Raw genomic sequence first — 21,741 nt, 5'->3', positions numbered from 1 at the left:
AACTGCTCTAGCCACATAAGGGCCGAACGCTAAGAACATAACAGCCTTGCTCATCCTGTGATATAAATAAACCGAGTCTGTTATGCGATATGGATATAAAACTTATTACAAATATCGTCACATCAGGAAATAAATTTTCCTGCAAATTATTATTGTCATAAAAGAGGCAGGGGTGAATCTGAAAGCTGGAATCAAAACAATAACAGTTATTGTTGGGACTATTCTCGGATTATCCATGACGCCCGCCTAGGCAGGAGTAATCGGCTCAATGACGCTGGGCATAACCAATGGCTGTTTTTCCTATGGAGTCAACAGTGCAACAGGCTGCGGCAACGCTGACATGAGCAAACTGGAATACGCGACCGGATCATTTAAATTTCATAATTCTCTTTCCGGAATCAGTAACCCATCGATATATGCTTACCAAGCCTCCATCTCTCTGCACACAGAAGATTCCAATAATTCAGTTAGCTCTTTCAACGACACCCTCTCCAGATTATTCGATTCTTTTGCAGATTTAACATCTGATCCACTGTGGTTACTGGCTTCATAAATGCAGTCCTTGCCAGCCCAACCGATTCATTTACAGCACCAATCCCGACAACACCTCCAATGGGGCCCTACACAACATCCTGGAGTTATGCAGTTGATTCTGGATCAACCGAAACAGACATTACAGGCTCATTTGAAGCTTGGTCTACCAATAACTTAAATCCAGTCTCACAGCTTCTGTTTAACCAAGATCTTCCAACTATCCCAGTTAATTACACACTAAGCGTTGCACTAAATGCAGTATCCGTCCCGGAACCCACTATGATTGCACTCATTGGTCTAGGTATTCTGGGAATAGGAACAGCGCAAAGGAGAAAAATCCGCACACAGCTTACTGTTTGAATTCCAAGTTAAAAAATTAGCTATCTCAGGAAATTAGCTGCAAAAGTTTCCCAAGATAGCCAGTTAGCGCAATATCTCCTCAATTACTCTCAGATACTTGTTGATCACAATCTGCTCATCAAATTCCTGTTCCATTTTTTTTCTGCCACGCAATCCCATGGCTGTACGCTCAGCGTGAGATAAAGCAATTATTTCAGAGATCTTATCAGCAAGATCCGTTGCATCTCGCGGCTGGCATAAATAGCCATTGATGCCATCATCTACGACATTACGGCAACCAACAGAATCTGTTGTTACAAGCGGGCGCGCCATTGCAGCCGCTTCCAGCAAGGTACGGGGAATACCTTCCCGATAGGAAGGCAGAACAACGCAGTCAGCCAGCGCAATTTCTTCCGCCACGTTATCACTCACCCCTAGGTAGCGAATGACGCCTTCTTCCACCCATTCATTCATCTGCAAACGGGAAATCGCAGCCGGATTCTGTACATCCAGGAACCCCAGCAGGCAGAACTCTGCATCCAGCCCCTGTTTCCTCAGGATACGCGCTGCCTCGACAAATTCACCCACACCCTTGTCCCACAACATACGTGCAATTAACAGAAAACGTAAGGGGTTTTTATTGGGCAAGGGTAAAGGCATAAAACGAGTAAGATCAATACCGGAGCCTGGCAAAAGATCAGTCATTGCATCTGCAACCAGGTTACCAGACACAAACAACGTACGATCATCCCTGTTTTGAAAAAATACTTTTGCCGAATGTGACAAAGCCACTCGATACAAACTGCGTACCAGCCAATTGAGCCACCCCCCCTTGATGAATACTGAACCCAGACCGGCAATATTGTTGATAACCGGAACAGCCAACAAATGTGCAGCCAGTGAGCCATAGATATTCGGCTTGACCGTATACCCCAAGTAGATATCTGGTTTTTCACACCGCATCAACCGGAAAAATCGCCACAATAGCAGTAGATCGCGCCCAGGATGAGTACCTTTGTTATCCATCGGCAGCGGAACGTAACGACAACCCAGTGCCGTTAGACGGATAGCATAATCGTCCTGCGGCGCAACCGCGACCACCTCATACCCCGCAGCAACCGTGGCTTGAATCAGACCAGTACGAAAATTCACCAGATTCCACGCGGTATTGAGCGCAATAATAACTTTCCTGCTCAATGTGATTGCTCCTGTTGCCAGACAAGGTGATAACTCTCAATCATACGCTCCAGACTGAAATGATCTTGCACGCGCCCTCGAGCAGCAATACAGCGCGCTTGCCAAGCCACCCCACTCTGCATGGCTGCATGTGCCCGCAACAAGGCATCAGCCAGTGCTTCTGGATCTTTTGGCGGCACGACCCAGCCGACCTCACCAACGATTACCGCCGCATCCCCCACATCCGTCACCACTGCCGGCGTACCGCAAGCCATGGCCTCCGCCACTACATTTGGAAATGCTTCACTGGAACTGGAAAGCACATGCACATCCAGCGCGTTCATCACATCGGGTATATCCGTACGCTGCCCCAGCAATCTTACCTCACTGGTCAGATTGTGTTCCGCCAGCCAGGTCATTAATTGCGCATTGTTTCGATCGAGATCACGGCCAGCCAACACACAGCCGAAATCCACACCCTGGTTTTTGATAACCGCCAATGCATTCAGCAAATTCTTGTGATCCTTAAGTGGATCAAACCGCCCCACCATGCCCAATAGCCAGCGATTGCCCACGCCCCACTCCGCACGCAACTGGGCACGTGCATCTCCATCGACACGAAAACGAACCAGATCATAACCATTGGGAATTACTCGCAACTTATCTACGGCGTAACCCAAGTCACGATGCACTTCCAAGGCTTTTTGCGCGCAACAGATAATAGTCGAAGGTATTCTGGAGCTGATACGGGCACATAATCTGGCTACCCAAATGGTAGATCGCCTGGATTTCTCCGTGTCCAGTGTGGAATGACGAATACCCCAAAACACCTGCTTAACACCAGCCAAACGGGCAATAACGCCACCAATCAGATCAGCGTGATACATCCAGGTCTGCACCACTTGCGGGTGAATCTGGCGCAGCAGTTGCCACAACCGCCACAACCCGCCGGGAGTAATCCGGCCACGCGGCATGTTCAAGCAGAATACCTGCACTCCAGCATCTCGCAGCAAAGCACCGTATTTGCCTTCATTCATCAATGAAACGACATGATGTTTTACAATCTTGTCACTGTCGCACAAACGATATAAAACAGCCTCGGCACCACCATCATTGAGATCGGTGATGATATGCATAACATTCATGTATTAACACCTTATCTTAATATCAGCACCAGACTCTTGCAAAACAATACCGACAATATCAACAATAAAATTGGAAAAATAGCAGCGATAAAATTGGATGGATCTGCATAGAAAACAGAAATAAAACTGATTTTTATGGCAGCATAAGCTAGAAGAATACAGCGTAACGAATCCGATTTGACTGTACCAAAAAAAACTTGCAGCAATTTTATAAATACACCAAACACTACGCTTGTAAAAAAGATTCCTGGAATATGCATCTGCATTAGACCTAGTGTTATCAGATCAACAGGGATTCCTCCGGTTACACCATAATCTCCTTTCTTTGCTCCTGATATAACCAGAGTATTCACCTGCTCTACACCTTCCAAAAAACCAGTAGTCCAGGAAGAAGGAAGCAGATATAAAGGAGAAAACAACAAATCCATAAACCCACGATATAAATACTCTCCGTGCTCCAGTTGAGCAAAGAAACTCACAAAGGGAAAAGAGATTTCTCTCACTACATAAAATGAAAAATTATCGGCACCCTTGATTTCAAAAACATTGCTGATGATATATGCCAGATACAAAGCAGCTAAACCACCAACCATCCCACCTATTACAATTACTCTCGCTGGAAAGCGTTTGAGATAAATAAATGCCAATAAAAAAACGCATAGATAAACAATGAAACCTACTCTTCCGGACCATGAATACAACACATAAACTGAAAACAGAAATGCCAACCAAAAACCAGCAAAATTGAAAAATGTTTTACACCCCTCCCTTCTGACTGCCCAGAAAATATAGGATGAAAAAAGAGCCAAATGTCCAAAAGGCTGCAAAAAACTCCAGGGATTATTAACCTCGAATATTCCCGATCTGATGGCTCTCGAGTATTCGAGATAGAGCAAGAATCCTCCAAAAGCACTGACATATAGATATCTGAATACAAAGGCGGTTATCAGCATAAACCAGGCAACAAACATCAACTGTCTATAGCTAAGGCAAAAGATACTTGCAGATATTTTGCTAGTAAAAGATGTAACTGGTCTCAGGATATTCCATCCAGTAAAGATGCCGGAAACAGCGAACATTACAGACAGGTTATAAAGCAACCAATAATCCTGATTAAAAACAATATTCTCCGCCCCAAGAAAATTGCCCCTGGATACAGCGCTATGCACAACAGCAACCCAACCCAATCCATATACCAGCCCGACCGCTAACAACGTCCAGGATATTAGAGGAGGATATCCTTTCTTTTGTGTACACATGACGATCAATGTCAGTGAAACAAAAAAGATAAAAACACCTACGATACTGGTTGCTGTGATCATTTTGCTGCCAAAATACTCCAGATCAGTTTATGACCGAAATAATTTAAATTCTGTAGGATTATTTTTTATCAGCATCAAATATTTGTTATCCATTAAACAACTCCTAACAACTGCAAGTATGCATTCACTGCACGTTTCTGTTTAAAATTCTGTGCGCGCACGGGCACATCAGGTAATTGCTCGCACGGCGTATCCATCACTCGGGCTATCACCGTCGCCAATGCTTCCAAATCTCCCACCGGTACCAGTGCCCCCCACCTGCCTTCCTCCAGAATCTCATCCGGCCCACTGCGACAATCTGTACTCACCACGGCAGTACCACAAGCCATTGCCTCAATCAGGACCGTTGGCAGACCTTCCCATTGCGAAGACAGTACAAACAACTGTACATGACTCATCCATGCGAAAGGATTATCGACAAAGCCTGGAAGCTGCACGCTATCCCGTATCCCCAAGGACGTTACCAGCTGTTCCAGCTCTGTACGCAATTCACCTTCTCCAAGAATCACGAGGCGACAATCACGTTCGGCATGCACCCGGGCAAAGGCACGGATCAGGGTAGCAAAATCTTTCGCCCGGGTAAGTCTGCCCACCCCTAGAATTACCGGTGGCTTGCCTTCCCCCAGCCACGGGTGCTCCAGCGGCATTCTGGATCTTTCGATCAGATCCGGTGTTACTACAGGATTATAAACAACAGATATCCGGTTACGCGACAGACCAATAGTTTTTGCTAGATCATCAGCCACCCCCCCCGACACTGCTACCACTTCATCTGCTTTACGATAAGCCCAGCGCATCAAGAGCAACACGGCCAGGTCACGCAAGCCTTGTGATTTACTACGAGATATCGACAAATTCGTGTGTTCACTTACTATCAGACGGACAGCGACTCTGGACAACATACAGGCCATTATGGCGATCACATTAGCGTGGCTAAGTGCAGACAGCATGGCTCCGGGATGCTCCCGACGCAAATAACGCACCAGAGCAGGCAAGCTGGCCAGTACACGACTGGACTCCAGATCCACTACACGTACTGCAGATGAGACTTCAGAAAGATAAGAACCCTCAGCGCGAGTCAACACCAGATCCACCCTCAACCCCCGGTCAGCAAAGCCATTGGCCAGTGTGACCATGGCCCGTTCGGCCCCCCCGCCACGCAGGGAAGGAACAAACAATGCCACATCAACCATGCCCGTCACCTTTTAAAAATATTTTCAAACAAACGATAACCATGCCGGCTTGCAAGCTGACGTACCTCAGCAATATTCAGTATCAGGAAAATCATTACTGCCACCCCTCCGGCAACTGCTATGGATAACATCATTTTGAGTACCGGAGAAATATCCGTTTGCATACAAAACCATGCCGACCAGTAAATACCCACGGCAGGCACAATCCCGCAGCGCAGTAACGGTAATATCCTAGGCATTGGAAAAACCTTAAACCCGATGACTGCGCTGCTAACTGCAGCTACTGAATAAGCTAGCAATGCAGACCAGGCAGCACCAACGATACCAAAGTACGGTACAAACACCAGATTCAATCCTAAATTTGCAATGGCAGCCAAGCCGCTGGTTATCAACAGCCATTTTGATTTTCTGGTCAAATGGAACGCAATGTCAAAGTGAAAGGACTTGATACCAATAACTGCCGCAGTCAGCGCAATCCACAAGAAAATCGTGGATGCACCTTCTCTAAACTCTTCTCCGACAAACAAACCAATCATCACCGGCTCAATTGCCATCAATCCAGCCGCACCGGAAAACGCCAGAGCAAACATCAATTCGCCATTCTGGCGCATTTGCCGGCTGGCAGCTTCGACCCCCTCTTTTTCCAGTACCTTGATGGCCAAAGGCGTAGCTGCCGTGTTGACTATAGTCAACAGCAGACCAAGACTTTGTTGTGCCATGTCATAACCTACAGCATAAATACCTGTTTGTGCCTCACCCAGAAACCAGGCAATCATCAGACGGTCGGAGCTGGAAGTTATCCAGACCAGTGAAAAAGTAATGGCCAGGGGAAATCCGTAACTCCCAAATTCCTTGAGTTGTCCACCGGCGGGTAACTGAGGACATATGCCTGTCCAGGCATTGCGCCCTACAAACAGCCAGGCCACGACAGCACCAAAAATCAATCCGGCGAGTGGCGCGTTTGCGCTCCGATACATCCACGCCAGCACAGCCCCCAGCAGCAAGGCCAGCACAGCCTTTATGGCGCTCAGCACACCATAGCGCCCGGGATCAAGCCGGGCAGTAGCCAGCCGCAAATTGAGTTCGTGCCACGCCTGGGTAATTGTCAGAACAATGGCGACAGGGATAATAGAATGCCACTCCGGTGCAGCCCAAACAGATGCGACCACATAAGCTGCAAGTGCAAAAATGACGGACAAAAACAGGAAAATAGCCAGAACAGGACGTAACACGGTCTGTGGCTGATCGATATGTGTGGGTAAAAAACGGCCACACACCAACAGTAACCACTGGAAAACCACAACATGTACCAGCCCAACCCCTGCAATTACCAGGGAATAACGCCCAAAATCTTCACTGGTAAGCAGTCGCGTATAAACTGCCAGCGCCAGAAAATTGACAATACCAGGCAGCCCGCGCGCAAACAGATAGGCAATAACGTGCCTGATTAACATGAGCCAATGACGGTATCGTCGCGTTCAGGCAACCGCAGGGCTAGCATAAATCTAATAAAACCGGCCGCATCGATGATCAGCACTTTCAATCAATCACTCCCAAACAGATCACAGGGATAAATCTTCACAGAAATATAAACTTGGGATAAAACCAAGGCTACTATCAGACCTGTTCTGTTAAGCCAGAAGTCAAAGTAACAAACCAGGTTCTTTTCAGGCTTATGAATACCCACCGAGCAGTGGTAAAACACAGTATTACGTTTTGCACTGATGCAGAACTACTCCAGCATATTTTCCCTGTACTTCTGGCACCGCGATACACGCCCGACACAGTAAAAATAAAGGTTTAGCAAGAATTGATAATCTCGATTTAACACAGGAAAACAGGGTTGTTCAGCAATATATTGATTGTTTGCGTAGGTAATATATGCAGAAGTCCCATGGCGGAGAGAATTCTGCAAGATGCTCTGACCAAAGCAGGGAAAATAGAGCGTTCTGTCAGTTCTGCCGGCCTGAGCGCATTAATAGGTCATGAAGCCGATCCTGCAGCCTGTCAATTAATGGCAGATAAAGGCATTGATATTTCCACTCACCGCGCCCGCCAGTTAACAAGTGACATGATCCGGGAAGCAGACATCATACTGGTTATGGAAACATGGCAAAAAGCTGCGATTGAAGAGCGCTCTCCCAGCGCAAAAGGCAAAGTCTTCCGCCTTGGCGAATGGGAGAAAGTCGATATCAGTGATCCTTACCAGAAAGACTTATCGGAGTTCATACGGTCGCTATCGCTCATCGAACAATGCACAGCTCGGTGGGTAATGAAATTATGAATAACGTGTCATTTATCCGACGATCCATACCTAATCCCGTAAATGTTTTGATTTCCAGGATCAATGTGTTCTTGACAAAGGCCAGTAAACCCATCCAGGCATGAACACACCATTCACAAAACGGTGCATCACTCTTTTGGCTCTGTATCAACTTGCTGCCTGCTCCATTATTCCCGGACAGCACATGAGTCCGTTTTCCCGGCAATCCAGTACAGAAATGCCAACCCGGGAGAATGATGAAGCCACCCTGAAAAAGCTCAATATTCAAATGATCAATGCCGAACTGATTGTCGAACTCGAGAAAAATTACAAAAACTTCAGCCTCGCTCCCGATAACGTTGCCAATCATTACTTCGATTACCGCATCGGCTCCAACACCATCAAAGGTGTCCCCATGAAAAATGAGCCCTACATGCAATACCGAGTGGGTCCGAGGGATATCCTCAATATTACTGTCTGGGATCATCCTGAACTCACTATCCCGGCTGGTGAATTCCGCTCTGCCGAGGCTGCAGGAAATGTCGTTGGTGAAGATGGCACATTCTTTTATCCCTACGTGGGCGTCGTACAGGCGGCTGGAAGAACAGTAGAGGAAATCCGCGAAGAACTGACCCGGAAACTGTCGAAATACATCGAGTTTGTTCAGCTCGATGTGCGGGTAGCAGCCTACCGCAGCCAGCGGGTTTATATAGTGGGAGAAGTGGCCAATCCTGGCGTTCAGCTAGTCCGTGATATTCCCCTCACCGTACTGGAGGCTATCAACAATGCAGGAGGGGTAAGTTCTGACGCAGATTTGCGCAATATTATCCTGACCCGGAATGACAAAACCTACAGCATCAATCTGCTCAGCCTCTATGAAGGAGGAGATATTACACAAAATGTATTGCTCCGGCACGGGGATGTGTTGAATGTACCGGACAGCTCACTGAATAAGGTTTTCGTCCTGGGAGAAACCAATCATTTTGTCGCGGGTGGGGCCACAGGTCGGTCACGCAGCCTGGTAATGAACAAGGCTCGCATGACTTTGACTGAGGCACTGAGTGAAGCCGGTGGTTTTAATCAGGAAACCTCGGATCCTGCAAGAATTTTTGTTTTCCGTGGTGGCCTGGGCAAACCAGAGATATACCATCTGGACGCAAAATCGCCTGATGCCCTGCTCCTGGCTGATCGCTTCCCACTGCAGCCGCGGGATGTCATTTATGTCGATCGGGCTGAAGGAATACGCTGGAACCAGATCATCGGACAGATCCAACCGACGATCAACCTGCTGAATTCATTCGATGGTGCGCTGAGGGTTCAGCCCTTTCTGGGACATTAATCCTCTGCATACCCACATCACGACACTGTTGCGTGGCGGCAGTGCAAAGACATACAAAACAGAAACACAGCTGCAACCATATCATCACTGCAACAGAAACCAGCTATCCGGATCTTATAACCTATCTGCTATCTAATATGCCATCCGATTTATCAAGAAACCGAATAGATCATTTATCTGACCAGAAAAATGACGAAATTGACCTGAGTCAACTGCTGGGCGTGCTGATTGATAACAAAAAACTGATCATAATCATCACGTTTATCACTTGTGTCATCGGCGCCACCATAGCATTCCTGGGCAGGCCGATCTATAAAGCAGACAGCCTGCTGCAGATTAAGGAAAACGGTCAATCCATGGCAGATCAGCTGGATTCGCTGTCAAATTTCTTTGAAACAAAGACACCGGTACAAGCTGAAATAGAGCTGATTAAATCCAGGATGATTCTGGGAAAAACGATCAGTAATCTTCATCTCGACATCATTGCCACTCCCAGATTTTTCCCCCTGATAGGAAATGCAGCAGCCAGATGGCTTCAACGGTTCAGTGGAGGCGAGACCCTGTCAGACCCATTATTCGGACTGTCGCAATATGCCTGGGGGGGTGAGATTATCCAGGTGGATACCTTTGAAGTGCCCGACAACTGGAAAAATGAAGAAATAAATTTGCAGGCTACCGGCGAGAACCGGTTCAGGCTTGTCTATCGGGATGAGGTCGTCCTTGAAGGGGAAGTTGGCAAACTGGCCGTCAGGCAACCGGAAGGTTATCTGCAACCGGTCAGGATATTTGTCACTGAGTTGCGATCTCGCCCAAATACTTCCTTTACCCTGATTCGCCGTTCCGAGAGTGAAGCGCTCCGGATATTAAAGAAAGCTCTCTTCATTGCAGAAATCGGCAAAGGAACCGGCATTCTTGAATTGACAATCGAGTCGAACGATCGGACAGGGGCTGTTCGAATCGTCAATGAGATTGCCAACACCTATCTCCAGCAGAACGTTGAACAGAAATCGACAGAATCCCAGAAGACACTTGAGTTCCTGGAAAAACAACTGCCCACACTCAAGGAGCAGCTGGAAACCGCAACCAGTGCACTCAACGATTACAGAATCCGTAAAGGTTCAATCAACCTCGACCTTGAAACCCAAAACATCCTGACGGGCACAGTCGAGCTGAATACCCAGATTACGCTCCTGCAACAAAAACGGGACGAGTTGCGCCAGAAATTCACGGAATCCCATCCCAGTATTATCGCGATCGACAAACAGATCAGTAGATTGCAAGCCCAGATCAATGCTTTCGACAGGAAAATCGGCATATTGCCGGAAACCCAGCAAATCATTCTGCGATTATCCAGAGATGTCGATGTCAACGCCGGGCTCTACACCACATTGCTGAATCATGCTCAAACCATCCGCGTAGCAAAAGCAGGTGCAGTAGGCAATGTACGAATAGTCGATTACGCCATGTTGCCCGATCAACCAATCAAACCTAAAAAAACAATGATCATGGGTATTGCATTGATGGCAGGGTTGATGCTGGGAACTGTAACGGCCTTTGCCCGCAGATCACTCAGCTGTGGCGTAAAAGATCCGGACATGATTGAAAAATCCCTGAACGTACCTGTCTATGCCACGATCCAGCACAGCAAATATCAGAAACTGATTGAAAAACAACTGAAGAATGAGCCAGTACCGGGCAACCATCCTCCGGTTCTTCTGGCATTGGAGAATAAGGAAGATCTCGCGGTGGAAAGTCTGCGCAGTTTGCGCACGACCCTACACTTTGCATTCCTGGAAGCACGCAATAACATCATCATGATCACCGGACCAAGCCCCGGGGTCGGAAAAACATTTGTTTCAACAAATCTTGCTATTGTTATGGCAGATGCAGGTAAAAAAATACTGCTGATTGATGGGGATCTGCGCAGGGGTGCTATCAACAAATCCTTCCGCCTGGCAAGAGAAAACGGTCTCTCTGAATTAATCAGTCAATCATCTGATCTGACCAATACAATCAAACCGATCTCACAAGCGAATATCGATTTCATTTCAACCGGTGAGATCCCGCCCAACCCATCAGAATTATTACTGCATGAACGGTTCGAGCAACTGCTGGAGACCGTCAGCAAACAGTACGATCTGATCATCATCGATTCACCGCCGATCCTGGCTGCCACTGATGCCGCCATCATCGGTCGTCTAGCGAGCGTGACACTGATGGTCGTCAAGGCTGGAGTTCACCCGATACGTGAACTTGAACAAAGCGTGAAGAAACTGGTGCAGGCAGGCGTAAATCTGAAAGGCACCATATTTAATGGCATCCCCGAAACCTCATCACGTCATGGATATGGCCAGTATGTATACCAGTATGCCTACCGGAGCAAAAAACGATGAACGAGGCTGCCTCCCTCTTCTTTCTGTACCCCGAAAATTTTTCCATGCAAACCGGCCATGACAGTTTCTTGATAGTTTTCCACAATTTTTCACAGATATGAGGTAAGCCAATGAAGCTTGATCTTTCCGAACTGCCTACACTATTTGTCGTCAGCATGATACTGGCCGGACTTACCATCCGACTGGCGATTCCCCTTGCACATGCTTGCGGCATTCTGGATCGCCCTGGACAGCACAAACAGCACAGATACCTTACGCCTTTTACAGGAGGCACCGGAATCTTCGTTGCACTGCTCACAGCGCTCTGTTTTCTAGCCGGCTACCATCCGGAACAATCTGAGAAGTGGCTGGGGCTGGGGATCAGTTCCACTATCATTTTTGTCATGGGCTTTGCTGATGACATTCTTCAGCTTCATTACAAAATACGCCTGGTCGTACAAGCCATCGTCGTACTGATCATGACACTGGTAAGCAAGGTTGTTCTGGCCGATCTTGGCAATTTATTACCTGATGAAACACTCGCACTGGCGGCTTTTGCTATCCCTTTTACACTCTTTGCCACTGTCGGCGGCATTAATGCACTCAACATGATCGATGGAATCGATGGGCTATCCGGATCCCTGTCATTAATGAGCCTGATATTGCTTGGTACAGTGGCACTTGTTGCCGACAATCAGCCCAACCTCATGATCATAACTGCACTTGCTGGCGGTACTACGAGTTTCCTGTTTTTCAACCTCCGCTATCCTCTGCAACCCCGTGCAAAGGTGTTTCTTGGTGACAACGGCAGCACACTGTTGGGATTTCTGATCGCTTGGCTTCTGATCGATCTTTCTCAAGGTAGCAACCGTGCCATGACACCGGTTACTGCACTCTGGCTGTTCTCCATTCCCCTGATGGATGCCATCAGCATCATGCTGCGCCGAATCTGGCAGCATAAATCGCCATTTGAACCAGACCATAACCACTTACACCATATCCTGCTCAATGCTGGTTACCGTATTAATGACGTGGTATTTGCGATTATCTCCGTACATTTACTATTTGGTATAGTGGGACTTACCGGCCTGTATCTGGGAATGCCCGAACTTGTAATGCTCGCAGGGTTTTTACTGTTCTTTTTCGGCTATTTCTATCTGTCTCTCCATCCCTGGTCTCTGATCACGGCTTTACGCCATCTTCATACATTTTTGGGGCTCGTTCCAACACAAAATCACGGTTTCTTCCTGGGCAGCTATACTCCGGAAGAAGCAGAAAATCTGGTTCGCATGATTTCAAAAGAGCTGCGCCCCAGCCTGGATTCACTGATACACGTGGTTAAAAACAAAACATCCGCTCACGATGAAAAAAATCAATATGCCGTAGTGGTCAATATGCGGTTACTGGATGCGAATATCAGCATGACAAAGGGAGAGATCGAAAACTTCGTCGCTTCAGCACAAGAACGTATCAATAAGCACTGTGGTGTTCAGTTGCGCCCTTTCGTGAAACGTAATCCACAAAATGACAGAAGGAAACAGGAGCAAAGCGATTATTCAGGAAATCGACGTACGACGGATCGGCGAAAAGACAATCAGAAATTATTGATATTCGAAGCCATATATGATCAGGACTCAATCGCCGAACAAAATTCTACCAACAATCAGCTCAATAAAGAAAATTCATAATCTGCGTACTTCCTTGCAGATATAGAGCCAAGCCTGATTAGGTTTCCTTCGCAGCAAGCAGCACGCGATTTATGCAGGCTCTTCTGATCCAGAGTCCACCGCATCTGCCATCACCTTGCCGACATCCACTGTCACCACTCGCGAAACGCCCTGCTCGCGCATGGTGACGCCGATCAGCTGCTGCGCCATCTGCATAGCGATCTTGTTATGGCTGATGAAGAGGAATTGGGTTTCATCGGACATACGCTTGACCAGCTCGCAAAAACGTCCCGCGTTGCTGTCATCCAGCGGGGCATCCACTTCATCCAGCAGGCAAAATGGTGCGGGATTCAATTTGAACAGCGAAAACACTAACGCCAGCGCCGTCAAGGCTTTTTCACCACCAGAAAGCAATTGAATGGAACTGTTACGTTTGCCCGGTGGATGCGCATTCAGCTGCACACCCGCATCCAGAATATCTCCGCCGCTCAGCACCAGTTCCGCAGTCCCCCCCCCGAAAATGGAAGCAAACAATTCACCAAGATTGTGGTTGACCTGATTAAAGGTCTCCTGCAAACGCTGCCGAGTTTCACGGTCTATCTGCCGAATCGCCTGCTCCAGTGTGTCAATGGCCTCCCGTAAATCCAATGATTGTTCTTCGAGATGCGTCCGGCGCGATTTCAATGCGTCCAGCTCCTGCAGCGCGGCTAGATTGACCAGCCCGAGGGCGGCGATTTCCCCACCAAGCCCATTAATGCGTGTTTGCAGCTTGGCCGGCGATTCGTTTATGGATTGCTGCAGCATTTCCGACGTAATGTCACTGGACTCTGCCAGCTTATCTGCAAATTGGGCTTCAGTCATCCCCGCTTCCTGCTCACGCAGTCGCGCTTGCCCCACCGCCTCGCTGCACTCATGCAGCCGTTGCTCAGCCTGCATTCTGGCCTGTTCCGTTTCCCGTAATGTATTGTTTGTATTTTCCAGCTCATATCGAACTGCCATCAGCGCCTGTTCGTGCTGATTGCGCTGTATCTGCCAATGCGCCGCATCTGCTGCCAACGACGATTCATCCAGATCAGCGCGAGTATGCTGCAATTTTTGCATGTTCTCAGTCAGCACAACCTTATTCCGGATAATCATGTCAATACGCTGCTCGCAATCGACCACCCTGCTCTGGCAATTCTGCTCACTGAAAGCAGCTTCACGCAATTTGTCCAATAAACGTTGCACCAGTGAACACTGCAATGCCAGCGCCTGCCCGGATAGTTGGCTGGTGGATTCCACCTGACTTACTTGCGCTTCCAGCGCCACTCTTTCTGCTTCACAGGCAGTCAGCTCCATTTCTGCCTGATGCTTCTGGGATAATTCTTCCTCAATCTGTACTGTCAAGTCAGCTAACTCGGTTTCAAGTTGAGCCTGCTGTTGCGCCACGCGCTCAATTTGCTGCATCAATCGCACAATCTGTATCTGCCGGCTGTGTTGTTGTGTTCTGGTTTCTTCAATCACCTGGCGGGTTTGCACGATCTCGGCCGCAATACGCTGATAATTCTGCTCCAGCTCAGCCAGCGTCTGCTGTTTGGATAAAATAGAGTGTTCGATTTGCTCACATTCCTTGCTGATCTGCGCAATTTCACGCTGGCGTTGCAAGATGCCATGTACTGCTGAATCCGGTGCGAAATAACTCACTCCGTGCCTGGTAATGCTGTGCCCTTCCGCTGTTACCAGCATCTCACCAGCTGCCAGCTGTTTCCTGATCACCAAGCCAGATTCCAGATCATTAATTACAAATACGCCATGCAGCCAGTTCTCCAGCACAGCTTGTACAGCCGGACTGTGACAATTCAGCAATACACTGAGTGGTTTCCAGGTTGGCCGATCTAGCCCGACTGGATTGTGACTACCGGCTGACTGGTCCGGTTCTATCAGTTCACATACCGACCATTTTGCTGATGGCCGTTTCCCCTGGCCGACTTCCCAATCCAGTACCTGCTCCAGCCGATCTACAGCCACTGCCTGAATACGCTCGCGCAGCACCGCTTCCAGTGCCGTTTCCCAATCGGATTCAACCGAAATATGCGGCCACAGTCTTGGCAACACATCCAGCTGGTTCCTGGTCATCCACGCATTCAATTCCCGGTTATCTTCGATCTGGTCTTGCAGACGCTGCAAAACATCACGACGGGCATTGGCTTGGGCAAGGTCACGTTGTAGCGATTGGATAACTTGCTGAATAGCGTCACGTTCCTGCTGCATGCTATGTATCTGCGCTTCCTGCTCACCGAGCAAACACTGGCGCTGCTCCAACAGGGCAGCCAGCTCTGCAGATTCCATCTGCAATTCATCCAGTTGCACCGGATCAATCTCCGGTTGGCTCAACTGCTCTTCCAGCAAACGCTCATGGCGCATTATCAACTGCTGCAATGTTTTTTCGGCATACGCCTGCTGGTTCTGCTGCAACTTTTCATTCTGTCTGGCCAATGCCAGTTTTTCCCGCAATCCGGTCAGTTGTACCTGATCTGATTGCGCAGCCGACTTTATTTGTGGCAGCTCTCCGGCCGCCCGTGCATGTTCTTCTCTGCAGGAAAGATGATCATCCTCAACCTGTGTCAGCTTGTTCTGCCAGGACATCAGGCTTTCATTCGCTTCATCCAGTTGCTGCTCATGGTTTTGCAATTGCGGCTCTGCCTCAGCAACTTGACGATCGAGTTGCTCTCTGTTGGCACGAATATGCCGGATATTTTGTTCGATGCGTGCAACTTCGCCTTCAGCAGCGTACAGCGCTCCCTGGACTTGGTGCTGGCGATCATTCACGATCCGGTGATGCATGCGCAACTCATCCTGTTTCTCAGCTGTTTCCTGCAAACTGGAGCGGATAATTTCTATTTCCTGCGTCAGGCGCTCAATCTCTTCCTGCGCTGTATGCCGGAACTCTGCTGCCTGCTGCTTGCGCAGCGTCCAGAATGTATGTTGTGCAGCAGTTAATTGCTTATGTAAATCCTGGTAACGTGTCGCATGTTCAGCTTGTGTCTCAAGATGCTGCTGTTGCTTGTCCAGTTCCTGCAGCACATCGTCCACGCGCTGCAGGTTGCCGCGTGCATCTGTCAGACGCAATCCGGTTTCATGGCGCTTTTCGTGGTAACGAGTGATGCCGGCTGCCTCTTCAAGAAATGCGCGCAACTCCAGCGGCCTGGCCTCGATAATACGGGAGATCATCCCCTGCTCGATAATGGCGTAGCCCCGCCCGCTAACACCCGTCCCCAGAAACATATCGGTAACATCTCGCCGGCGCACACGGATATTATTGATATAATAAGAGGATTCACCATCGCGCTGGAGCACACGCCGGATAGCGATCTCGTTGTAGGCTTGCCACTGACCTGCTGCCTTGCCCGCGCTATTATCGAAGATCAGCTCCACACTGGCGCGTCCAACCGGTTTGCGCGTAGCCGATCCGCTGAAAATCACATCTTGCAATGATTCGCCCCGTAATGCCGAAGCACGCGACTCGCCCAATACCCAGCGTACCGCATCAATGACATTGGATTTGCCGCAGCCATTCGGCCCGACGATCCCGACCAGGTTTCCCGGCACAGGTATGACTGCAGGATCAACAAATGTTTTGAAACCAGCCAGTTTTATTTCGGTCAGGCGCAATTTGGGAGGTAAAAGGTTATAATTTCAGGTTGTCTAATTATTTTAAATGATTTGTCCGTCATAAAGAACCGGAAACCGGGAGAACTGAGGAAACTATGACCACACAGCCTTCAAAGCAACTGGAAACCTTTGAAAACCCCATTCAGACACGCGATTACCGGATTCACATGGAAATACCGGAATTTACCTGCTTATGCCCTAAAACCGGGCAACCGGATTTTGCGCGACTGGCGTTGGATTACATTCCGGATAAAAAATGTATCGAACTCAAGAGTCTCAAGCTCTATATTTGGTCATATCGCAACGAAGGTACTTTTCATGAAGCAGTCACCAACCAGATTCTGGATGATCTGGTGGCCGCCATGAAACCCCGCTTTATTCGGCTGACCTCAAAATATTATGTCCGTGGCGGAATTTTTACCAATGTCGTTGCAGAACATCGCAAGAAAGGCTGGCACCCCCAGCCCCCAGTATTTCTAGAAGCCCTCGATGAACAGTTCAATACCCGTGGCTGATCGCTTCCTGTCATACAACTTGTCAATCTCTCCCGGAAAACAACCATGATGGATTCGTATCGCGAAGAACAGGATGCAATGGGTACGGTGCAAGTACCTGCCAGCGCACTTTGGGGCGCACAGACCCAGCGATCACTCACCAATTTCACCATTTCCGTAGAGCGCATGCCACCAGCACTGATTCATGCGCTAGCAGTGGTCAAACGCGCAGCTGCCAGCGTCAATCAGGAGCTGGAATTGCTGGAGGAAAACATCGCTCGAGCAATCATCGCCGCTGCGGATGAAGTGCTGGCAGACAAGCATGCCAACGAGTTTCCGCTGGTCATTTGGCAAACCGGTTCCGGTACGCAAACCAACATGAACATGAACGAGGTGCTGGCCAACCGTGCCTCGGAAATTCTAGGTGGTACGCGCGGCAAAGATCGCAAGGTGCACCCCAATGATCATGTCAATCGAGGACAATCCTCCAATGATGTATTTCCTACCGCTATGCACGTTGCCGCAGTGGGAGCCATCCGCAGCCGACTGATTCCTGCACTGGAAGCATTGCATAATACATTAGCATCCAAGGCAACCGAGTTCTCAGATATTGTCAAGATTGGCCGCACTCATTTACAGGACGCTACCCCATTGACACTGGGGCAGGAGTTTTCAGGTTATGTATCACAGCTCGACCATGGTCTTGCTCATCTTGAATCCGCCCTGCCACACTTACTTGAACTGGCTCTGGGCGGAACTGCCGTGGGAACTGGTCTTAATACCCATCCGGAATTTGCGCAGCGTGTCGCAGTAGAGATTGCACACCTCACCGGCTATCCTTTTATCACTGCTCCCAATAAATTCGAAGCGCTGGCCGCACATGATGCATTGGTTCATGCGCATGGCGTGCTAAAAACGCTAGCCGCTGCGCTAATCAAGATCGCCAATGATGTCCGCTGGCTGGCGTCCGGCCCGCGTTGCGGCATCGGCGAGATTTTTATCCCAGAGAATGAACCTGGTAGCTCGATCATGCCCGGCAAAGTTAATCCCACTCAGGCAGAGGCTATGGTCATGCTGGCGTGCCAGGTCATGGGCAATGATGTTGCAATCAACCTCGGTGGCGCCATGGGAAATTTTGAACTCAACGCCATGAAACCCCTGATCATCCATAATTTTCTGCAAAGTGCACGTTTGCTCGCAGATGGAATAGAAAGTTTCAACACCCATTGTGCAACGGGCATTACCGCCAATACAACACGTATCCAGCAACATTTACAGAATTCACTGATGCTGGTTACTGCGCTTAATCCTTACATTGGCTACGACAAGGCATCCGAAATTGCCAAAAAAGCCCATCATGAGGCACTAACGTTGAAAGAAGCTGCAATCAGACTCGGTTATGTCACCGCAGAACAATTCGATGCGTGGGTTGATCCACAAAAAATGGTGGGGAAATAAAAGAAAATCTATGAAACGGAGGAAGTACCACCTACTCTGCCGATCAGATAATAACCCGGCTCAATAGCTGAAAAAAATAAGGCGGCCTGAACTTCAAGAATTCAGGCCGCCAAATATGGTGCACTAAGCGCTATAAAATTAGTATTTACCGCCAAATCCACCAAACCAGATCGTTGCGCCAATCGCACAAAAAGCAACCAAAGCGATTAAAATTACTTTCCATGCTTGTTGATTTTTTTCTGCTTCTCTCTGGGTTGTTGCTACATCGCTGTATCCCATGGCCTTATCCTCCTAATTAAATTAAATACTTTTATCTCTTCTCAGATAAACTCCCATTCGCTCGGGAAACTGACGATGACTTTATTAGTCCAGACACCCGGCACTGCTCACCTTATGTGCCTACCATTACCTCTGTAAATCCATAAAGCTGAAAAAGATTCTAACCCAGTTTTTTTGACAATGGAAGTAAAAGTGGAGACTCTGTAAAAGAGTAATCATGAATGCGTACAAAAAATAAAGCGCCTAATACTAATGACTGCCTCAAGTTTTTCAGGCGAGGCTGACTAATGTATATGATTGGCCCAGTCCAGGGCATCGAGTTCTACTTTTGCCAGGCTGGTCTGATCCAGGAATTCTAGCCCCGCCATAGCGCTCTCTACTTGTTCTATATCCTTATTTTCTCTGGCTTCAATCAGTTTCAATTTGCAGCCAAGTCGTCCTTCACGATGCAACAGTGCACGAATCACTTCATCCGGCATTTCCAATTTATTCACTATCTGTTGAATATCCATATTGAACAAAGTATCCAGCAAAGACATTATTCCGGTCATGAAAGCCCGATCCTGGTAATTTTTATCATGTGGACGATCAATGGCAGCAATCAATTCCATCAACCTTCCGCGAATGGCAGCTGTTTGCATCAATGCATTGGTATTGGTTAATTTCCCGGCAGGGTCCGCAGCATAGAGCAGCAGCTGAATCCACCTCCGTAAAGGACGATAGCCCATCGCTATCACGGCCTGTCGTATGGAGCCAATTTTCTGCGGCAATGCAACTGCCACAGAGTTAACCACACGCAAAAGACTATAGCTCAGGTCTGGCTCATGCTTGAATAACCGCTCAATCTCATCGATCTCGGCATCGCGCATCACTAACGACAACAAGCGCAATAGAGATAAGCTACTGGACTCAATCTTACTGCCCGAAATAACAACTGGCTTGGCAAAGAAGTAGCCCTGGAACATCTCAAATCCCAAATCCATACATATCCTGGCGCGCTCCGGACTATCCACCTTCTCTGCCAGCAGAATAACCGGCCATGCTTTCAGTTTTTGAACCAGCTGGCTGATTTCTGCATCCGTTAATGCCAACACATCGACCTTGATGACATTGACGAACGGAAGCAATAATTCAGTTCTATCATCAATACAAGTCACGTCATCCAGCGCAAGGTGGTACCCCATCTCTCTCAATTCAGCGCAACGCTGTACCACCTCAGAGGTCGCCGGGATAGTCTCCAACAGCTCCAGAACCACATGTTTGCCAGGCAACAACAAAACTGCATCATCCAGAAGTAATTCATGATTGATATTGATAAATCCGCGCAGATTACCAAGAACCTGCTGGATTCCCAGGTAACCGTATGCATTCACCACCACGTTGGCTGAAGCATGAAAACCATCTGAAACTTCTGCCTGATTATTGTCCCGTGCTGCCCGGAACAAAAGCTCATAGGCAATCAGATTCTGATTACGATCCAGAATTGGTTGCTTGCCCAAGAAAGCATTTTCCACTGAATACCCGCTATCAAGGAGCAATCATGATGCGACTTTTACCAGATTTCTTGGCCTGATACAGTGCTTCATCTGCTCGTTTCAGCAAGGATTTCTGACTTTCACGAAGCTGTCGAAAAGCAATACCGCCACTGAAAGCAATTGGAACAGGATTGCCATCCATGTCTGGAAGCGCTTTCTTGGAGAAACTGTTCTGCAGGCGCTGCATCACCCAAACCGCTGATTCCAGGGTGGTATCCGGCAACAATATGACAAACTCTTCACCGCCGTAGCGGGCGACCACATCACTTGGTCGTAGCGATTTTTTCGCCAGCTTCACCAGGTGGATGAGGGCATCATCGCCGAACTGATGGCCATAGGCATCATTGATCCGCTTGAAATCATCCAGATCAATCATGACTGCACACAGTGTATTTTCATTGCGGTCGGCACGCGCTGCCTCCCGTAAATAAACAGCATCCAAACCGCGCCGGTTGAATGCACCCGTCATTGGATCGTAATGTATGAGCTCCCGCAGCTGTTCAAGCTCCAGCTTGAGCGATTCGATCTGATTCTCAGCAAGCCGCACCTGTTCTTGTGCGCTGTATATTTCGTTGCTGTAACGCAGACTCTTGGTTTCACCCAACACTGTATCCAGAATATCGATGATCTCGTTTACATCACTGGTTTCCCGGATTCGACGAGCGTATTGTTCAACCTGTTGACTATACTCATCTGCACCGGTTACAAGTTTCTGGCTCTTTCCTTCAGCCTTGGTTCTTTTTTTGCCTGTGGTCGAAGATTTAACTAGCTGCAATACCTTTTTTTCATCCGAAATCTGCACGATTATCCTCCTGAAACTGTACCGCAATCGTTGTAATCACCCGGAGAAATCCGGAAAGTTGTTTGAGAAGAATACTGGCCAGGCTTTGGAAAAACCTCATTCCGAAATATTCATTCCGTAACTGAAAGGCTAACAGAAGCTGTTTGGAGCAAAAGAAGGAATTAAAGGAAAA

General features: G+C 48.2%; 16 protein-coding genes. 7 read left to right on the top strand and 9 right to left on the bottom strand.

The annotated features are described in order from the left end of the window. Window positions 1-612: 612 nt before the first annotated feature. Entirely contained in the window at window positions 613-894 is a 282-nt protein-coding gene (locus BM331_RS12385; protein ID WP_083414702.1) for a PEP-CTERM sorting domain-containing protein, read from the top strand. Window positions 895-957: 63 nt separating this feature from the next. Here BM331_RS12385 and BM331_RS06625 read toward each other — a convergent pair whose 3' ends face one another. The 5 genes from BM331_RS06625 to BM331_RS06605 all read right to left on the bottom strand — a co-directional run bounded on the left by BM331_RS06625 (window position 958) and on the right by BM331_RS06605 (window position 7,163). Continuing rightward, window positions 958-2,070, bottom strand: coding sequence for a glycosyltransferase family 4 protein (locus BM331_RS06625; protein ID WP_074928142.1), 1,113 nt, complete (start codon window positions 2,068-2,070; stop codon window positions 958-960). Continuing rightward, window positions 2,067-3,194, bottom strand: a complete 1,128-nt coding sequence (locus BM331_RS06620; protein WP_074928140.1) for a glycosyltransferase family 4 protein — start codon at window positions 3,192-3,194, stop codon at window positions 2,067-2,069. The genes BM331_RS06625 and BM331_RS06620 overlap by 4 nt, the downstream gene beginning before the upstream one ends. An 11-nt stretch (window positions 3,195-3,205) precedes the next feature. Further along, entirely contained in the window at window positions 3,206-4,381 is a 1,176-nt protein-coding gene (locus BM331_RS06615) for a hypothetical protein (RefSeq protein WP_218154562.1), read from the bottom strand. 227 nt (window positions 4,382-4,608) lie between these two features. Next, window positions 4,609-5,709: a glycosyltransferase gene (locus BM331_RS06610; RefSeq protein ID WP_074928135.1), complete on the bottom strand. Its 1,101-nt coding sequence runs from the start codon at window positions 5,707-5,709 to the stop codon at window positions 4,609-4,611. Between the two features lie 5 nt (window positions 5,710-5,714). Then, a complete protein-coding gene (locus BM331_RS06605) occupies window positions 5,715-7,163 on the bottom strand; it encodes an oligosaccharide flippase family protein (protein ID WP_074928133.1) in 1,449 nt (482 codons plus the stop codon). Window positions 7,164-7,552: 389 nt separating this feature from the next. On the opposite strand from BM331_RS06605, the gene BM331_RS06600 reads away from it, so the two are divergent. The 4 genes from BM331_RS06600 (at window position 7,553) to BM331_RS06585 (ending at window position 13,371) form a co-directional block, all read left to right on the top strand. Further along, window positions 7,553-7,993, top strand: coding sequence for a low molecular weight protein-tyrosine-phosphatase (locus BM331_RS06600; protein WP_074928131.1), 441 nt, complete (start codon window positions 7,553-7,555; stop codon window positions 7,991-7,993). Between the two features lie 100 nt (window positions 7,994-8,093). After that, on the top strand, window positions 8,094-9,311 hold the full coding sequence (locus tag BM331_RS06595; protein WP_074928129.1) for a polysaccharide export protein: 1,218 nt from the start codon (window positions 8,094-8,096) through the stop codon (window positions 9,309-9,311). A 41-nt stretch (window positions 9,312-9,352) separates the two neighbouring features. Beyond that, complete coding sequence (locus tag BM331_RS06590; protein WP_256214840.1) at window positions 9,353-11,704, top strand: polysaccharide biosynthesis tyrosine autokinase; 2,352 nt, start codon at window positions 9,353-9,355, stop codon at window positions 11,702-11,704. Between the two features lie 110 nt (window positions 11,705-11,814). After that, window positions 11,815-13,371 carry an MraY family glycosyltransferase gene (locus BM331_RS06585; protein WP_074928127.1) on the top strand — a complete coding sequence of 519 codons (1,557 nt, stop codon included), beginning with the start codon at window positions 11,815-11,817 and terminating at the stop codon, window positions 13,369-13,371. 69 nt (window positions 13,372-13,440) lie between these two features. On the opposite strand, the gene smc is transcribed toward BM331_RS06585, so the two are convergent. Further along, on the bottom strand, window positions 13,441-17,001 hold the full coding sequence (smc, locus tag BM331_RS06580) for a chromosome segregation protein SMC (RefSeq protein ID WP_074928126.1): 3,561 nt from the start codon (window positions 16,999-17,001) through the stop codon (window positions 13,441-13,443). Between the two features lie 95 nt (window positions 17,002-17,096). On the opposite strand from smc, the gene queF reads away from it, so the two are divergent. Continuing rightward, the gene (gene queF, locus BM331_RS06575) at window positions 17,097-17,516 is read left to right on the top strand and encodes a preQ(1) synthase (RefSeq protein WP_074928124.1); all 420 of its coding nucleotides are present in this window, start codon (window positions 17,097-17,099) and stop codon (window positions 17,514-17,516) included. Between the two features lie 48 nt (window positions 17,517-17,564). Further along, window positions 17,565-18,953, top strand: coding sequence for a class II fumarate hydratase (fumC, locus tag BM331_RS06570; protein ID WP_074928213.1), 1,389 nt, complete (start codon window positions 17,565-17,567; stop codon window positions 18,951-18,953). A 138-nt stretch (window positions 18,954-19,091) separates the two neighbouring features. Here fumC and BM331_RS11855 read toward each other — a convergent pair whose 3' ends face one another. The 3 genes from BM331_RS11855 to BM331_RS06560 form a co-directional block, all read right to left on the bottom strand. Then, complete coding sequence (locus tag BM331_RS11855; RefSeq protein WP_177217843.1) at window positions 19,092-19,232, bottom strand: hypothetical protein; 141 nt, start codon at window positions 19,230-19,232, stop codon at window positions 19,092-19,094. Window positions 19,233-19,516: 284 nt separating this feature from the next. Beyond that, window positions 19,517-20,746, bottom strand: coding sequence for an EAL and HDOD domain-containing protein (locus tag BM331_RS06565; protein ID WP_074928210.1), 1,230 nt, complete (start codon window positions 20,744-20,746; stop codon window positions 19,517-19,519). A gap of 13 nt (window positions 20,747-20,759) precedes the next feature. Further along, window positions 20,760-21,569, bottom strand: coding sequence for a GGDEF domain-containing protein (locus tag BM331_RS06560; RefSeq protein ID WP_074928122.1), 810 nt, complete (start codon window positions 21,567-21,569; stop codon window positions 20,760-20,762). Window positions 21,570-21,741 lie beyond the last annotated feature (172 nt).

Source organism: Nitrosomonas eutropha (genome assembly GCF_900116685.1).
Lineage (GTDB): Bacteria > Pseudomonadota > Gammaproteobacteria > Burkholderiales > Nitrosomonadaceae > Nitrosomonas > Nitrosomonas eutropha_A.
The sequence above is the reverse complement of the archived record's forward strand: the minus strand, read 5'-3'. Positions and strand labels throughout refer to the sequence as shown.

Excerpts from the sequence above, each read along its gene's own strand:
- BM331_RS12385 (WP_083414702.1), top strand. The coding sequence starts at position 613 with ATGGGGCCCTACACAACATCCTGGAGTTATGCAGTTGATTCTGGATCA.
- BM331_RS06620 (WP_074928140.1), bottom strand. The coding sequence starts at position 3,194 with ATGAATGTTATGCATATCATCACCGATCTCAATGATGGTGGTGCCGAG.
- BM331_RS06610 (WP_074928135.1), bottom strand. The coding sequence starts at position 5,709 with ATGGTTGATGTGGCATTGTTTGTTCCTTCCCTGCGTGGCGGGGGGGCC.
- BM331_RS06605 (WP_074928133.1), bottom strand. The coding sequence starts at position 7,163 with ATGTTAATCAGGCACGTTATTGCCTATCTGTTTGCGCGCGGGCTGCCT.
- BM331_RS06595 (WP_074928129.1), top strand. The coding sequence starts at position 8,094 with ATGAACACACCATTCACAAAACGGTGCATCACTCTTTTGGCTCTGTAT.
- BM331_RS06585 (WP_074928127.1), top strand. The coding sequence starts at position 11,815 with ATGAAGCTTGATCTTTCCGAACTGCCTACACTATTTGTCGTCAGCATG.
- queF (WP_074928124.1), top strand. The coding sequence starts at position 17,097 with ATGACCACACAGCCTTCAAAGCAACTGGAAACCTTTGAAAACCCCATT.
- fumC (WP_074928213.1), top strand. The coding sequence starts at position 17,565 with ATGGATTCGTATCGCGAAGAACAGGATGCAATGGGTACGGTGCAAGTA.
- BM331_RS11855 (WP_177217843.1), bottom strand. The coding sequence starts at position 19,232 with ATGGGATACAGCGATGTAGCAACAACCCAGAGAGAAGCAGAAAAAAAT.